Raw genomic sequence first — 14,993 nt, 5'->3', positions numbered from 1 at the left:
ATGCTGAATGTTGATAATCTATCAGGGGGGTACACTGGAGATCCGGTCGTAAAGGATGTATCCTTCCAGGTGCAAAAAGGAGAGCTGTTTGGGATCTTAGGACCGAACGGGAGCGGCAAAACCACTTTATTGAAAATGATCAGTGGGATTCTTCCATTTGATAATGGGACCATCCTGATTAAAGGGCAGTCGATTGGCAGCTATTCAACGAAGGAGCTTGCGAAAATGATTGCCGTGCTGTCACAGCATTCTACACAGGCTTTTTCCTATACGGTGAAGGAAACGGTCTCGCTTGGCCGTTATGCACATCAGAAGGGCTGGTTTCATTCATGGAGCGATGAGGATGAACGAATCGTTCAGGAGGTCATGACTCAAACGGGAGTTGCTGCCTTTCAGGAGAAGAACATACAGGAGCTTTCAGGTGGTGAAAGGCAAAGGGTCTTTCTTGCTCAAGCTCTCGCCCAGGAGCCTGAAATTCTATTGCTGGATGAGCCGACCAACCATCTCGATTTGTCCTATCAAAAGGAGCTTCTGGATTTACTAAAGAGATGGACAAGGGAAAAAGGATTAACCGTGATCTCAATTTTTCATGATTTAAACCTAGCAAGCCTTTATTGTGATCAGCTTCTTTTGCTTGAGAAGGGGCGGATACATTCCAATGATCATCCAAATGAGGTCGTCCGGGTCGAGAAAATTAAAGAGGTCTACCGTACGGATATTGAAAAGCAGCCACATCCGAAAATTCCTGTCCCGCAAATGGTGCTGATTCCGAATTGGCAGGGTGAATCGGAGCAAGTCATGATTGGTCCAGAACATATGCGGATGACGAAGGAGCATATTTCTATTCAATCCGATGCTCCGCTTCGTACGATGTCATCTGGAGTGGTTGGTGCGGGTGTAGGGTGGAACCAAACATTTGTAAACCGCCACGTCGATAAAAATTATCATGCTTTCGATCACCGGCAGGAGATGCAGGACTACTTGAAGAAAAACGGCTTTGACCCTTCCGTAACAATCGGCATGATGACTGCTGTTGTCTTGGAGGATGTCGCCTACAAAGTATTAAAAGGGGAAGAGTTTTCAGTCATGGTCGTCGTCACAGCGGGAGTTGGGAATGCAGTAGATGCATCGAAAAGTGACCAGCACGCTTTTGAGGCGGTACCAGGTACCATTAATATATGGGTATTTGTGAATGGAGAGCTCACAGAAGAGGCTTTTATTCAAAGCATCATGACAGCGACGGAAGCAAAGGTGAAGGTGATGGAGGATCAGGAGGTACTAGACACTATAACGGGCACCGTTGCTACTGGGACATCGACCGATAGCATCCTGATTGCAGCAACGCAGAATGGAAGGATGCTTGAATTTGCAGGTACCATTACTCCCCTCGGAAAGCTCATCAGCAGGGGCGTGTATGATTGCACAACTGAGGCAATTAAAAAAAGCCGAAGAAGGATTCGAAATTTATGCTAACCCATATAATTTCAATTACGATCGCTTTTTTGATTGATGGGTTGATTGGAGACCCCCCGCATTGGCCTCACCCTGTAAAGTGGATGGGTTCTGGGATCGCATTTCTTGAAAAAAGGTTAAATGGTGGCAACGGGAGAAAAGCGAAGGGAATCGTAATGGTACTTACAATTGTGTGCATCGTTTTTCTTATATCCTTCACGCTTGTATCCATTTCTTATCATACACACCTATATCTTGGCATCGCGGTGGAAAGTATTCTTATAGCGACGACTATTTCACGCCGAAGTCTTAAGGAAGCGGCTCTTGACGTCTATTATCCACTGCATAAAGGGGAGCTACAGAAAGCACGGCTAAAGCTTTCTTATATTGTTGGTCGTGATACGGAAAGACTTGAGGAGCGAGAGATTGTCAGAGGAACTGTTGAAACGGTGGCGGAGAATACGAGCGATGGGGTCACAGCTCCATTATTTTGGGCATTGATTGGCGGGGCGCCGCTTGCCCTTGTGTACCGTGCTGTGAATACTTGTGATTCGATGGTGGGCTACAAAAATGAGAGATTTCTTGATTTTGGTTGGGCGTCAGCACGACTGGATGACCTCCTCAACTGGATTCCTAGTCGGTTAACTGGCTTTTTGCTGCTTTTGTCAAGCAAGCCTATGTATACCAATAGGGGAGCGGCATGGAAAATTCTGTTTCGTGATGCTAGACGACATCCAAGTCCCAATAGCGGCTGGATGGAAGCGGCAGTGGCCGCTATTTTGGGGATTCAACTTGGTGGGGTGAATGTATACAAGGGGATCATTTCCAAGCGGGCGGAAATGGGGGATCCTATCGTTCCCTTGCAAAAGGAACATATCCTTTTAACAAATCGTCTGTTAACAAAGGCGTCCGTGCTTTTTGTACTTGCCTTATGGATGGGAGGAATACTATTTGAATTGGCCAGCACATGGTTCGAATCCTCAATACATATATGAAGCGATGAACATTCCAAAGCCGAACACATGGATTGACCTAAGTGCCAATATTAATCCATTAGGACCGCCGAAGTCGATTTTGGAAAAATGGCTCCATTTTTATGAAAGCATCGGGGAGTATCCGGATCCCTTTGCGAACGCATTGAAGGAACAAATCGCACAACAGGCGGGGGTAGCGAAGGAATCGATTCTGATTGGCAATGGCGGTGCAGAGCTGATCATGCTCTTAGGTCGAATGCTAGCTCAAAAAAATGTCCTCATTGTTCAGCCAACTTTTTCTGAATATGAAAAGGCCTGTCAGGCAAATGGGTGTCATATATCCTATCATTACTTAGATGAGAAATGGAGCTTAAATCTTCAGGGCTTAATGGAAAAATTAGATGGTGTGGCTGCAGTTTTTCTCTGCAACCCGAACAATCCAACAGGTGTGTGCTTTTCCTTGGCGGAGATTCAGTTCTTAGCGGAAGCCTGCACGAGAAAAGGCATTTATTTAATTATTGATGAAGCCTTCTACGATTTCTGGAAAGACTATGAACCTCTAACTCCGTTGCAAAGGACTTGTGAAAATATCATTCTCATCCGCTCGATGACGAAGATGTATGCGATCCCGGGTCTGCGATTAGGGTATCTTATCGCAAGTGAGGAAGTGGTGGGGCAGATTGCGCAATATCAGCCACATTGGAGTGTCAATGTTCTCGCCATGCTAGCAGGACAGGAGTGTCTAAAGGATGAGGAATTTATCAATCAAACGATTGATTACATAGAGAAAGAACGAGCAAAGCTCTCTCTCTTTTTCACACAAGAAGGGTTTGAAATGTCACCATCAAAGGTCAATTTCTATCTATTGAGAGACCCGGAGCTTGAGAGTCAATTGCCTTTGTTTGAATTCTTGCTCCGTCATGGAATCGTACCCAGACATACGATGAATTTTCCTGGTCTAGGAGGAGAATGGCTGAGGTTTGCCATTAAGAGCAAGACGGAAAATGATCAACTACTTCAAGTATTAGAGGAATGGCGCAGATGATTTTTATTACGGGTGGAGTTCGCAGTGGGAAGAGCACTTTTGCAGAACAGATGGCGGCCCAAAGAGCGAAGGAGTTAGGAGGCAGGCTTCATTATCTTGCTACTGGAGCACCGAGTGATGAAGAAATGAGCAAAAGAATTATGCGTCATCAGCAGAAAAGATCGGAAAGTGAATTCATGTGGAGAACATGGGAGCAACCAAGGCATATTGAGCGGCTAGCTTCGAGCTTTTCTAAGAAGGATGTCGTCCTCCTTGATTGTGTCACGACTTTATTAAATAATGAATTATTCTTTTTGAATCAGGAATGGGAGGAAGAATTCTTACGAGAGGTTTTTGAGCGTCTACTTGATGGTATAGGGGTCCTTCAAGCGAATTGTGCCGAGCTTGTTCTAGTCAGCAATGAAGTTTTAAACGAGCCATTAGGCACAAATGAGTTGGTGCTGAAGTATAGCTTCATGCTTGGAAATCTCCATCAGGAATTGGTAAAAAGAGCGGATCGCGCTTATTTGGTCGAGTCAGGAATCCCGATATTGGTGAAAGGGGGGAGGGGATGAAGAGGATTTTGATCTTGGTGAAGGGATTTCTCTTAAACCTGCAATTTTTTACAGCTATCCCAATTCGCGCCGCACTTCCCATGGACAAAACGCACCTTGATGGCAGCATCAAAACCTTCCCATTAGTCGGGCTGCTGCAAGGGCTTCTCTATAGTCTCGTCCTCTACTTGCTACTGAACTGGACGCCCCTCTCCAGTGTAGCGGTAGCTTTTGCCATCTGGCTTTTAACGATTGTGGTAACCGGGGGTCTTCATCTCGACGGTTGGATGGATGCCAGTGATGCCTATTTTTCCTATCAAAGTCAGGAGAAAAGGCTAGAAATCATGAAAGATCCTAGAACAGGAGCATTTGGCGTTCTGTCAGTCATTATTTTATTAAGCAGCCGCTTCTTATTTATCTATGAAATCACAACCTACATGACGATGGCGACCTACTTACTGGTGATATTTCTTCCTTTTCTCAGTAAAGGAGTAATGGGAATGGTCCTCGTCACTGTGCAGGCAGCGAAAAAGGAGGGCTTGGCATATCTATTCCAGGAAGCAGGAAATGGAAGGTCCCTTGTCGTATACCCAATTTATCTCGTTCTCGTGGGTGGGGCATTTTTGTATCGATGGTCAGGGATTTTTGTTCCGATCCTTATATTGCTTATTATCACCATATTGTGTTATGTCTGGGTTCGTGTAAAAGCAGTGAAATGGTTTGGCGGGATTACTGGTGATGTATTAGGGGCTTCTGTGGAAGGGACTGAACTCATGTTATGGATGACATTGTGGTTATTACATTGTTTCGCCATGGTTTAACAGAAGGAAATAAGCGCAGAGCCTATATGGGCTGGAATGATTCTCCGTTAAGTGAGGAGGCTGTTACACAGCTAACAGCTATCAAGCTGGAACCAAGCCATTACGATTACTTTATTTCTAGCGATTTAAATAGATGTCTTGCAACGATGAAGCTTTTATTTCCGGAGGTGAGTCCGGAAAAATATACGGAATTTCGAGAACTCCATTTTGGTGATTTTCAAGAAAAAACCTATGAGGATTTAAAGAAGGATAAAGCCTACCAGCTTTGGCTCAAGGATTCTTTTCAATACAGCCCGCCAAACGGGGAATCCTTCGTACAGTTCGCAGAGCGGATTGACAAGGGGTGGGACAGGCTAGTTCATCAAATACTGGTTAACCACATCAGAAATCCCTTCATTGTCACCCACGGTGGTGTCATAAAATATATATTGCAGCAATATGCTCCAAACGAAAAAGATTTCTGGGATTGGCACGTCACACATGGGAACGGCTATGAACTTTCGTTTCAACTAGATCAGCTAAGGAGGGGTGAGCGATGCATTTCGTTACGGGAGGTGCCTTCAATGGAAAACGAAAATGGGTGATTGCCAGATACCCAGATGGGAAATGGGTTTCAGCTTATAAGGGTGAAGCGTTGGTGGAGGATTTAAATGCTCTTCACGCAGCAACCGTTGTGCTTGAAGGCTTGGAGGCCTGGGTTAAGGAGCTATCCTTCTCTCGCGAAAAATGGCGCAGCATCATTTCAGGCTGGAGAAAATGGGAGCAGCAGGCACCTGCCAGACAGGTCATTGTCATTGGCACAGATATAAGTAAGGGCATTGTCCCCATCGAAAAAGAAAATCGTAGCTGGCGCGATCAAACTGGCTGGGTCTATCAGGATATGGTTGTAGCCTGTGAAAGAGTAGATATGATTTGGTATGGTATTAATCAAAGGATTAAGGGGTGAAGGAAAATGAAATTGTATACAAGAACAGGGGATAAGGGGAAGACAAGTATTATCGGTGGTAGAGTGGATAAGGATGATATCCGGGTTGAGGCGTATGGAACGGTGGATGAAGTGAATTGCTTTGTTGGGCAGGCAGTGGCGGAGTTAGATCCAGAGCATTTCGAGGATGTTCTTCATGATTTGGAAAAAATTCAACACGAGCTATTCGATTGCGGGGGCGATCTTGCTAACATTACGGAAAAGCGAGTTCCGAAGCTGACAGAGGATGCAATTACTTATTTGGAAAGCAAAATTGACGAGCTGATTACTGAAGCTCCAGAGCTTGAGAGGTTCATCCTGCCAGGGGGAGCAAAGGCTTCCGCAACGATTCATATTGCAAGGACCGTTACGAGAAGGGCAGAGCGATTAGTTGTCAGTCTGTTGAAGGCAGATGAAACGACCCCAGTGGTTTGCCTCCAATACTTAAATCGACTATCAGACTACTTTTTTGCATTGGCACGTGTGATTAATTTCCGTCTAGGTGTGAAGGATGTGGAATATGAACGAAGTGCCAAGGTTTTTAGAGGAGGAAAAAGGGATGAGTGGAAGGAAAGTTAGTCTACTGGCTGTTTTTATTGGGCTTTCTGTCATGGGGGCTGCAATTAAAATCCCAGCCATCATCGGAAGCGTTGCCTTAGATGCTTTTCCATCTCTTTTGGCAGCGGCTTTCTTTGGGGGTGGAGCGGGGGCGATCGTTGGAGCGTTCGGTCACTTCGTCTCAGCCCTTATTGGCGGAATGCCAATGGGTCCCCTTCATTTGGTTGTTGCCAGTGAAATGGCTCTATTGGCTTTTGTATTTGCTTTTATGTACAGAAGAGAAAAGAGGTTGCTTGCAAGCGTCGTGTTTGTGATCGCAAATGCTTTTTTAGCTCCTTTGCCATTTATATTTTTCTTTGATGTGACCTTTTATGTAGCGCTTCTGCCGTCCTTGTTCGTTGGTTCTCTGCTTAACATGGTAGTAGCGTATCTTCTCATTCCAAGACTAAGCTCGTTTTTTGAAGGAGCCTACCACAAAGGAGCGATCAAAGGGTGAGAGATGCAGTCATAATTCCGATAGATGACGGTAAGTCACTTGTCATCACAACGGATAACAGCGGTGCAATTGGTATGAAGGAAGAGGATTTCGTTCAAGTAGCCTACGATATAGTTGGCTACTTTTCCTTTCGAGTCGCCATGATGGAATGCTTAGCCACTGGTGCTATTCCTTTGGCCGTTGTCATCCATAACCTATGCGGGGAAAAGGAATGGCATGAGCTTGTATCAGGTGTGCAAAAGGGGCTGAAGGAGCTCGGAATGGAGAATGTGCAGGTAACAGGCAGCACAGAAAGCAATTTCCCGCTCATTCAATCTGTTGTCGGAATCAATGTGATTGGGTTACAATCGAACAATGGTGGAACAAGGGAAGCGAACAAAGGGAGGATTGCCTTAATTGGCCTTCCATTAGTGGGAGATGAAGTGTTAGCCCACCCTGAGTCTGTTGCCCCGCTTTCTGTATTTTATCAAATCAGCTTATTAGAAAACGTGAGGGTATGGCCGGTGGGTTCGAAGGGTGTAGGGCATGAGCTTCAAAGAGTAAAGCCGGAGCTGTTTGAAGAGATCTCTTCTGATGGAATTGATCTATATAAGTCTGGTGGTCCAGCTACAAGCTTTCTAGTAATCTATCCACGAGAGAAGGAAAAGGAAATAAGGGATTTATCGGGTAAATATTTTCATGATCTAATATAAGGAGAAATGAGGATGCTGCAATTATTTTTTATTCGGCATGGGGAAACGGAGTGGAATGTAGAGCACAGACTCCAAGGCCGCCTGAATTCTAATTTAACAGAGAATGGGATTCGCGATGCTAAGTTATTAGGTAAGAGACTTATGGAAATAGATTTCGATGCCGTGTATGCGAGCCCAAGCTTGCGCACAATCGAGACCGCTAAGCTCGTGATAGGCGAGCGGACGCTCCCGTTCAAGACAGATGAAAGACTGATGGAGATTGATCTCGGGGATTGGGAAGGTAGGACCATAGACGAAATTAAAGCCATGGATCCTGACCGGTATCATCTCTACGAAAATGCTCCTAGCCAATATGCGAACAATGGGGAAACCTTTGAGGATGTAGAGTCGCGATTGGAAGCTGTCTTGCGTGACCTAGAAAGGACACATGATTCTTGTAATCTCTTAATTGTTACACACGGGGTGGTCATTAAAGTATTACAAATGATCTGCAAGGAAAATCCGATTGATTTAGTATGGGAGCCACCATTTATCGAGGGAACGAGCGTAACGTTGGTCAAAATAGAGGATAATAAGAGAGAATTGCTGCTTGAAGGAGATATTGCACATAAAGAGAGAAAAGGAGCTTTTTAATGAAATTGGCTGGGCATAGTGCTCTAGCCTTATTTTTTTGCATCTTCTTTTCAATCAAACGATTGATTATGGGCATATATACGTGAACATGGTCGAAAATGAAAGAAAATTGACATTTATGCTCTAGGTTTGTAAGGTTTTAGTCAAGTTATTCCATCATAAATATTAAAGGAAATACACAAAAAAATTCACGTCCTCTTCTGATAAAGTGATAAAATATAGAGGTATGTTTTGATTTGGGCTAGATGCTGCCTTAAAAATGGAGGTACTCAAAATGAAAAAGAAAATAGGGTTACTGTATGGAGGCAAATCTGCAGAGCATAAGGTTTCCTTACAGACGGCACTTGCTGTAATAAATGCGCTTGATTATGAAAAATTTGAGATATATCCAATATACATTACAGAACAAGGTGAATGGATCAAAGGTCCTTTATTAGAAGGAAAGGTTGAAACAGTGGCGGCCTTACAATTTTCTAATGGGGAATCCCTGCCGCCTACTGCTTTGGCTCCTGCTTTATTTACAGCCGATAGCCAAAATGCCCCTTTTGACATCATCTTCCCGCTCCTTCATGGACCGAATGGTGAGGATGGTACTGTACAAGGATTGTTGGAATTACTGAACCTTCCTTATGTAGGTAATGGAGTCCTTGCCTCCTCTGCGGGAATGGATAAGGTTATCATGAAAAACATTTTCGCCCAAGCAGGATTGCCTCAGGTCAATTATGTATGGTTTATCCGTAGTGAATGGGAGCATAATCCGGTGGCTGCCTATGAGAAGGTTGAAGCGGACATCGGCTATCCATGCTTTGTTAAGCCGGCAAACTTAGGTTCAAGTGTAGGGATTAGCAAATGTACCAATCGTGAAGAGCTGGTTACTGCCTTTAAGGAGGCTTTCCAATTTGACAGAAAAATTATCATTGAACAGGGTGTAACTGCACGTGAGGTTGAATTAGGGGTCATAGGAAATGATCTGCCTGAATGCTCGGTGGCAGGGGAAATCATTCCGAAGGTAGAATTTTATGATTACAAGGCGAAATATGAGGATGGAAATACCGCATTGGTTATTCCTGCAGAGATAACAGAGGCTGAGTATAAGCTTCTTGAGGGATTAGCAAAAAGGGCGTATAAAGCATTGGATTGCTCTGGGTTAGTCCGTGCCGATTTCTTCCTAACGAAGGATGGAAAGGCCTATATTAATGAAGTGAATACGATGCCAGGCTTTACACCATTTAGCATGTTCCCACTTTTATGGAAGCATACAGGTGTGGACTATCCACAATTGATCGAGCGCCTTGTGCAGCTTGGAATTGAACGATATGATGAAAAACAAAGGATTAAATATACATTTTAATTTAGATAGCATGAAGTGCACGGCAAAATTCGCCGTGTGCTTCTTAAATAGGAGGTCCCTTGTGATTAAGAAAACGATTAAACAAATTGAAAGTATGATACGAATTTGTAATAATATCGAATCATTTGCGGATGTAGAGATTAACGGTGTAACCATTGACTCAAGAAAGATAAAAAAGGGTCATTTATTTGTTCCTTTGAAAGGGGAGCATGTTGATGGCCACCGTTATGTAGAGGCAGCTATAAAAGAAGGTGCTGCGGCTGCACTTTGGCAGAAGGATGTTCCAAACCCGCCAAAGGATCTCCCAATTCTTGTGGTAGAGGACACGCTCGTTGCTTTACAGGAATTGGCAAGAAGCTACCGTTCGGAACTGGATGTCAAAGTCGTTGGGATTACAGGGAGCAATGGAAAAACGACAACGAAGGATATGACGGCCAATCTTTTGGGTACTCGCTATAAAGTACAGAAAACGGAAGGGAATTATAACAACCATATCGGTTTGCCTCTTACCGTGTTAGCGCTCGAGAAGGATACGGAAATTGCCGTGCTGGAAATGGGAATGAGCAGCATGGGGGAAATCGAGTTTCTTACAAAGCTTGCCCGTCCACATGTGGTAGTGATTACGAATATTGGTGAAGCGCATCTTCAGGATTTAGGCTCGAGGGAAAGAATAGCTGAAGCGAAGCTTGAAATCATTAAGGGATTGGCTCAAAATGGACTCATTGTTTTCCACGGGGATGAACCGCTATTGCGTGAAAGAATTATGGAATATAGTGGGGATGCAAACAAGCAGACATTTGGACGGATGGAGTCGAATTCCTTATATCCAACCTACATAAAACAAACAGATGATGGCAGCTATTTTAATGTAAATGGACTAAGGACAGAATTTAAACTGCCTGTACTTGGTACTCACAATATCTTAAATGCTTTAGCTGCTATGCTCGTGGCTCATTATTTTGACATTCCTTATGATGAGATGAATCAAGGATTCGCTTCGTTGAAATTAACTGGTATGCGAATGGAGCTTGTGGAAGGTACGAATGGAGAAAAAATTATTAACGATGCCTATAATGCCAGCCCAACCAGCATGAAAGCGGCGATTGAACTGGTTACAAGCTTAAATGGTTATCAACATAAAATCCTTGTCTTAGGCGACATGCTTGAATTGGGACCGGAGGAGAAGGCCTTTCATGTTGCAGTAGGAAAGGATATTGATAGCGATAAGATTGATTATGTATTCACATTCGGCAGACTGGGAGAATTTATCGCTCAGGGAGCGAAGGAGGTTTTTCCAGAAGGACGAGTATTTTCCTACTTAGAAAAAGAAAAGCTTCTCGAGGAATTAAGAAAACATACAAATGAAGAAACACTTATCCTTGTAAAAGGCTCCCGTGGAATGCGACTGGAAGAAATCGTGCAAGGACTGCAACGCTAAGAATAAAAAAATGAAACCTTTAAAATAGGGTTTCATTTTTTTGTTAATCAACATACCCGCCTTATATGTGTATGTTCTCTAAGTTATTCGTACCGAATAAAACCCGTTCACATACCCATATAAGGCTGAAATCAACACAGGCAATAATAGAGCTTCGTACTATTTTAATGATATTGCGACAGCACAGATGTCATCAAAAATCTTAGAATCCTTTTTGCGCTCGGTGAGGAGTTTTTCTAGCAATGCATTATCATCATCCTGAGTATGGTCAGCAAAATCTTTTTTTACCTTGTCTATGCGATTCACCATGAGCGATTGTGGAATTTCGGTTAAACCATCTGTAAATAAAAGCAATCTGGCGGGATTCTTATAGTGAATCGTCTTCATCTCAATTTGTGGATTCTCAATTAGTCCTATTGGAATCATGCTCGATTCAAGGGTTTCTAATGTACCGTTCTGGAGTAAAAGTCCCGGTTGATGCCCTGCGTTTACATACTTTATCGTTTTCTTCATGGTATCAATGGTTAATATAATGGCAGTGAAATAGGACGTCACATATTTGTGATCTGTGAACTTTTCAAACATTGCTAGCATATGTTCATTCAACTCATGGGCAATTCTGATCGGCTCCTTAACACGTTTCAAGAGACCGGGGAATAATGAGCGCATGGCCATACTAACTAACGCTGCATGGACTCCATGCCCGCTTACGTCTATTAAAATGAAGCCATATTCATGTGGGGAAATTTTTTTCCAAAAGTAAAGGTCCCCTGATAGCTGAGCAGAAGGCTCATAGACCGCACTAAAATTAATATGGGGCTCTGAAAATTGTCTTGGCAGGACAAGCTGTTGAATTTTCTTTGCAAACTCTAGTTCCTCAGTGATGTGATGGAGTGCACTTTCTAGTTGTCTTTCCTTATCGACTCTCTTAACGATTTCGTTCTGATACTTAACGAGCAGATTTACCCGCAACAAGAGCTCCATATCCGTTGGTTCAGTAACGATATCAATTAAAAGATCATCCTCCAAGAAAGGATGCTCTGAAGAGAAGCTCTCTTTGTCTATAATGGCAAGGAATGGGATTTGATGCTTACGGCAGAAGTTTTTAATCAATTCCATTGTTGAATCATTGTAATATCCTTGGTAAACAATAATTGAATTTGGTTTGATTCGTAAATAACCTGATTCGACTACGAGACTATTCAAATTTACGTTGTAAACATCATCAAACTGTCTCTTCAGGATGGTCTTTAATTCCTTTGCATTATCTAACCTTGATTCAACAATGTAAATAGCCATTCCTTGTTCTCCTTAGACAAATGTTCTAATTTTATTCATTCTACCATAGGGAATTTAAATCGTTGTTTAAAAACAGGTTTGTACATAAAACTTTCATAAAATTGTTATAAATTCTAAATTACTCTATTTTTCTATCGTATATACTGACTCTATATAGGTAAAAAGTTGTGCTTATAGTAAGGAGGACGCGTATGAGTGGATGTCCGTTTAAATCTATTCTAGGGAATCAAAAAGGAGCATTCCGATTATTCCGCAAAGAAGATAATCATCATTTAGCTAACACAAAAATTGAAAACAACTCATATCAACCAAAAAACCAGGAATTTCAAAAGCTCTTGCATAATAATGTAGGAAATCAAATTAGATTCGTCGGTCTTTCTGAAGAGGATATTATGAATCTAGCAGAAATCCGTCCCATTATGGAAAGGAACGCCGCACAGATTGTGGATGCCTTCTACGGGAAGCTTCAGGATATGCCGAACCTTCTAACCATTATCAACAAACATTCAACTATTGAGAAATTAGGAAAAACACTTACTCAATATTTGTTGGATATGGTTTCTGGACGAATTGATGAGAATTATGTCATTCGCAGAAAGGTCATTGGGAATGTCCATAATCGAATCGGACTTTTCCCAGAATGGTATATCGGGGCATATACCCTAATTCAGAACGAGATGCTTCATGTATTAACAAGAGAATTAGATACTTGGGAAGAGGTTATGAAGTACTATATCTCCTTCCAGCGTCTATGTTCCTTCGATATGCAAATTGGAATTGAAACGTATATTGAATCCTACACTTCATCTATGATGAAGCTTAATGAAATCGAAGAGCTTCAAAGCCGGTTAAATGATTCTGCCTCTACTTTAGCGGCTAGTGCAGAAGAAACAACTTCCTCTATTGCCGATAAAGAGGGTTTGGTTGAGCAGATGCTTTCAGAAGTGGAATCGATTACACAGTTATCTAAAGATATGATTGCTACGGTTGATGATGGAAAGCAAGATGTATCAGAGGCGTTAACCAAGGTAGACAAGGTAGTAGACTTAATAGCCAATACAAAAATATTAACCCAAGAATTAAGTGATAGCTCTACCCAGATCGGACAGGTTGTTAAGACGATTCGTGGCATTTCAAATCAAACAAATATCCTATCCTTGAATGCCGCAATAGAAGCTGCTCGTGCAGGTGAACATGGGAAGGGATTCTCGATCGTTGCCCAGGAGGTAAGAAAACTGGCACATCAAACAGAGCAAGCGCTCGACCATATTCAAGGGCAAATCAGCACGGTCCAGGAGACGATTGAAAAATTCGAGAATAGCTTCAAACATATTGTAGATGAAACAAGTCTATTTAGAGAAACGAATCGAAATATCATCCAAATTTTAGAGGCTTCTGTCGAAAATGTGAAGTCCAATGATAGCCGTATTCATAATTTTAGTGGGTTCATTTTTGAGTTCAAAAAAACATTTGAGGAAATCTCTGATGCTTCCCATCAAATTGCTGAAATGGCCGAACAACTCAGTTATCTGAATAATGAATTGACAGATAAATTTAGAAACTAGGCCCTTTTTAAATTCCAAACCGAAAAACAGTAAACATTTTTCTATTGAAATGGGGTATGGGGATGAAAGAAGTTCGATTGAAGTTTGAGAACTGTGAGTTTGCAAATCTAGATGAAATGGCAGCAACACTTCTTAATGAAGCCAATGAACGAATTGTCCTGATTGATTTAGGAGAGATTGAAAACACCAGAGAAGAAAGAAATTATGTGAAATTTCGCCTCATGCATTTAGAGAGGTCTTTTCGAGGCGAAATCTATGAGGGATATCGTTCTATCTATAATTCGTTATGGAGTCAACTATATCGATTAGAGCATCAGGGGAATGATTCCAACCCATATTTAAAAAATTTATTGGAAAGGCTGCGTTCTGCGGTTTTCTGAAAATGATCATTTGTCATATTGATCGGTTATTACGAAATAGCATTTCATCTACTGTTGATCAAATTTTGAATCAGATTGCCTATTGCTCTTGTCCATATGAAAATAGTTCCGAATGCATTATTTATAATATTAAGCTGGCCTTATGGGAAGTATTTACAAACTTTTTGTGTCACGGTTCCGACTCGTCCTGTAGCGATATTCGTGTAGCAATTGACGAATCTGATTCAGAGATTCTCATTCAAGTGACTTCAATCGGAAATGAATTCGAATGGGAGGATTACCTAGATAATGAATGTCCAAATGTTCATGAAGTAAGGGGCAGGGGGCTATATATTCTTCAACAGATTTGCCACCATTTTTCATATGAACAAAATGGACAAGTAGCTAAGATGATTTTCAAGAAATAGGAAACCTACAGAAAGGAGGGGTAATATGCTTATAAATTTTATGAATTCAGGAGATGTTCTCGAGGCTTCATTTATGAACGATATTCATTTTGAAACATCCCGACAATTAGAAGAAGAATTATCCAACTTCAGTCCAGCAAAGGAATATAACAAAATTGTTATTGACTTTTCAAATGTTCGCTTTGTTGACAGTTCTGGTATCAGCTTGCTTTTGAAATGGATTTACCCGATGTCTAGTCATGCCAAGGTCGAATTGGTTCATGTGAGCGAGCCCGTTCAAAATATCTTTAAAATATGTAAACTAGATCAGTTTGCCCAAATTAGCTCCTAAAAATCTTGTATTCCTTGCAAGATTTTTTTTGTATCATTGGAATTGTTTGCTGAA

Annotated in this window: 18 protein-coding genes; 17 read left to right on the top strand and 1 reads right to left on the bottom strand. The window is 42.0% G+C overall.

Going from position 1 to position 14,993, the window contains the following annotated elements; translation table 11 throughout:
* From J2S07_RS09785 to J2S07_RS09725, 13 genes are all read left to right on the top strand, one after another.
* On the top strand, positions 1-1,473 hold the full coding sequence (locus J2S07_RS09785) for a heme ABC transporter ATP-binding protein (RefSeq protein WP_307150210.1): 1,473 nt from the start codon (positions 1-3) through the stop codon (positions 1,471-1,473).
* Positions 1,467-2,447, top strand: a complete 981-nt coding sequence (gene cbiB / locus J2S07_RS09780; RefSeq protein WP_307150209.1) for an adenosylcobinamide-phosphate synthase CbiB — start codon at positions 1,467-1,469, stop codon at positions 2,445-2,447. Before J2S07_RS09785 ends, cbiB begins: the two co-directional genes overlap by 7 nt.
* On the top strand, positions 2,404-3,471 hold the full coding sequence (gene cobD, locus J2S07_RS09775; RefSeq protein WP_307150208.1) for a threonine-phosphate decarboxylase CobD: 1,068 nt from the start codon (positions 2,404-2,406) through the stop codon (positions 3,469-3,471). The genes cbiB and cobD overlap by 44 nt, the downstream gene beginning before the upstream one ends.
* Positions 3,468-4,025: a bifunctional adenosylcobinamide kinase/adenosylcobinamide-phosphate guanylyltransferase gene (locus tag J2S07_RS09770; protein ID WP_307150207.1), complete on the top strand. Its 558-nt coding sequence runs from the start codon at positions 3,468-3,470 to the stop codon at positions 4,023-4,025. The genes cobD and J2S07_RS09770 overlap by 4 nt, the downstream gene beginning before the upstream one ends.
* Positions 4,022-4,825, top strand: a complete 804-nt coding sequence (gene cobS / locus J2S07_RS09765) for an adenosylcobinamide-GDP ribazoletransferase (protein WP_307150206.1) — start codon at positions 4,022-4,024, stop codon at positions 4,823-4,825. Before J2S07_RS09770 ends, cobS begins: the two co-directional genes overlap by 4 nt.
* Positions 4,783-5,409 carry a histidine phosphatase family protein gene (locus tag J2S07_RS09760; RefSeq protein ID WP_307150205.1) on the top strand — a complete coding sequence of 209 codons (627 nt, stop codon included), beginning with the start codon at positions 4,783-4,785 and terminating at the stop codon, positions 5,407-5,409. Before cobS ends, J2S07_RS09760 begins: the two co-directional genes overlap by 43 nt.
* Positions 5,361-5,771, top strand: a complete 411-nt coding sequence (locus tag J2S07_RS09755; protein WP_307150204.1) for a bifunctional adenosylcobinamide kinase/adenosylcobinamide-phosphate guanylyltransferase — start codon at positions 5,361-5,363, stop codon at positions 5,769-5,771. The genes J2S07_RS09760 and J2S07_RS09755 overlap by 49 nt, the downstream gene beginning before the upstream one ends.
* A gap of 6 nt (positions 5,772-5,777) precedes the next feature.
* Positions 5,778-6,368 carry a cob(I)yrinic acid a,c-diamide adenosyltransferase gene (locus J2S07_RS09750; protein WP_307150203.1) on the top strand — a complete coding sequence of 197 codons (591 nt, stop codon included), beginning with the start codon at positions 5,778-5,780 and terminating at the stop codon, positions 6,366-6,368.
* The gene (locus tag J2S07_RS09745) at positions 6,349-6,843 is read left to right on the top strand and encodes an ECF transporter S component (RefSeq protein WP_307150202.1); all 495 of its coding nucleotides are present in this window, start codon (positions 6,349-6,351) and stop codon (positions 6,841-6,843) included. Before J2S07_RS09750 ends, J2S07_RS09745 begins: the two co-directional genes overlap by 20 nt.
* Positions 6,840-7,535 (top strand): AIR synthase related protein, encoded by a 696-nt coding sequence (locus J2S07_RS09740; protein ID WP_307150201.1) that lies wholly within the window; start codon positions 6,840-6,842, stop codon positions 7,533-7,535. The genes J2S07_RS09745 and J2S07_RS09740 overlap by 4 nt, the downstream gene beginning before the upstream one ends.
* A 12-nt stretch (positions 7,536-7,547) precedes the next feature.
* Complete coding sequence (locus J2S07_RS09735) at positions 7,548-8,168, top strand: histidine phosphatase family protein (protein WP_307150200.1); 621 nt, start codon at positions 7,548-7,550, stop codon at positions 8,166-8,168.
* Positions 8,169-8,442: 274 nt separating this feature from the next.
* A complete protein-coding gene (locus J2S07_RS09730) occupies positions 8,443-9,519 on the top strand; it encodes a D-alanine--D-alanine ligase (RefSeq protein ID WP_307150199.1) in 1,077 nt (358 codons plus the stop codon).
* Positions 9,520-9,580: 61 nt separating this feature from the next.
* A complete protein-coding gene (locus tag J2S07_RS09725; RefSeq protein WP_307150198.1) occupies positions 9,581-10,957 on the top strand; it encodes a UDP-N-acetylmuramoyl-tripeptide--D-alanyl-D-alanine ligase in 1,377 nt (458 codons plus the stop codon).
* Between the two features lie 159 nt (positions 10,958-11,116).
* Here the strand turns inward: J2S07_RS09725 and J2S07_RS09720 are convergent, their stop codons facing one another.
* A complete protein-coding gene (locus J2S07_RS09720; protein WP_307150197.1) occupies positions 11,117-12,256 on the bottom strand; it encodes a PP2C family protein-serine/threonine phosphatase in 1,140 nt (379 codons plus the stop codon).
* A 191-nt stretch (positions 12,257-12,447) separates the two neighbouring features.
* Here J2S07_RS09720 and J2S07_RS09715 point away from each other — a divergent pair, with 191 nt between their 5' ends.
* From J2S07_RS09715 to J2S07_RS09700, 4 genes are all read left to right on the top strand, one after another.
* A complete protein-coding gene (locus J2S07_RS09715; RefSeq protein ID WP_307150196.1) occupies positions 12,448-13,821 on the top strand; it encodes a globin-coupled sensor protein in 1,374 nt (457 codons plus the stop codon).
* Between the two features lie 62 nt (positions 13,822-13,883).
* On the top strand, positions 13,884-14,201 hold the full coding sequence (locus tag J2S07_RS09710) for a hypothetical protein (protein WP_307150195.1): 318 nt from the start codon (positions 13,884-13,886) through the stop codon (positions 14,199-14,201).
* A 2-nt stretch (positions 14,202-14,203) separates the two neighbouring features.
* On the top strand, positions 14,204-14,608 hold the full coding sequence (locus J2S07_RS09705) for an ATP-binding protein (RefSeq protein WP_307150194.1): 405 nt from the start codon (positions 14,204-14,206) through the stop codon (positions 14,606-14,608).
* Positions 14,609-14,633: 25 nt separating this feature from the next.
* Positions 14,634-14,939, top strand: a complete 306-nt coding sequence (locus J2S07_RS09700; protein WP_307150193.1) for an STAS domain-containing protein — start codon at positions 14,634-14,636, stop codon at positions 14,937-14,939.
* Positions 14,940-14,993: the final 54 nt, after the last annotated feature.

It is taken from the genome of Anoxybacillus andreesenii (assembly GCF_030813005.1).
In the GTDB taxonomy this organism is placed as follows: Bacteria; Bacillota; Bacilli; order Bacillales; family Cytobacillaceae; genus Robertmurraya; species Robertmurraya andreesenii.
Note: the sequence above shows the minus strand (reverse complement) of the source record. Positions and strands in the feature narration are given on the sequence as shown.

Coding starts and splice junctions, on each gene's coding strand:
- J2S07_RS09745 (WP_307150202.1), top strand. CDS start 6,349: ATGAGTGGAAGGAAAGTTAGTCTACTGGCTGTTTTTATTGGGCTTTCT.
- J2S07_RS09755 (WP_307150204.1), top strand. CDS start 5,361: ATGCATTTCGTTACGGGAGGTGCCTTCAATGGAAAACGAAAATGGGTG.
- J2S07_RS09735 (WP_307150200.1), top strand. CDS start 7,548: ATGCTGCAATTATTTTTTATTCGGCATGGGGAAACGGAGTGGAATGTA.
- cbiB (WP_307150209.1), top strand. CDS start 1,467: ATGCTAACCCATATAATTTCAATTACGATCGCTTTTTTGATTGATGGG.
- cobS (WP_307150206.1), top strand. CDS start 4,022: ATGAAGAGGATTTTGATCTTGGTGAAGGGATTTCTCTTAAACCTGCAA.
- J2S07_RS09750 (WP_307150203.1), top strand. CDS start 5,778: ATGAAATTGTATACAAGAACAGGGGATAAGGGGAAGACAAGTATTATC.
- J2S07_RS09705 (WP_307150194.1), top strand. CDS start 14,204: ATGATCATTTGTCATATTGATCGGTTATTACGAAATAGCATTTCATCT.
- J2S07_RS09715 (WP_307150196.1), top strand. CDS start 12,448: ATGAGTGGATGTCCGTTTAAATCTATTCTAGGGAATCAAAAAGGAGCA.
- J2S07_RS09760 (WP_307150205.1), top strand. CDS start 4,783: ATGGATGACATTGTGGTTATTACATTGTTTCGCCATGGTTTAACAGAA.
- J2S07_RS09710 (WP_307150195.1), top strand. CDS start 13,884: ATGAAAGAAGTTCGATTGAAGTTTGAGAACTGTGAGTTTGCAAATCTA.
- J2S07_RS09770 (WP_307150207.1), top strand. CDS start 3,468: ATGATTTTTATTACGGGTGGAGTTCGCAGTGGGAAGAGCACTTTTGCA.
- J2S07_RS09785 (WP_307150210.1), top strand. CDS start 1: ATGCTGAATGTTGATAATCTATCAGGGGGGTACACTGGAGATCCGGTC.
- J2S07_RS09730 (WP_307150199.1), top strand. CDS start 8,443: ATGAAAAAGAAAATAGGGTTACTGTATGGAGGCAAATCTGCAGAGCAT.
- J2S07_RS09720 (WP_307150197.1), bottom strand. CDS start 12,256: ATGGCTATTTACATTGTTGAATCAAGGTTAGATAATGCAAAGGAATTA.
- J2S07_RS09700 (WP_307150193.1), top strand. CDS start 14,634: ATGCTTATAAATTTTATGAATTCAGGAGATGTTCTCGAGGCTTCATTT.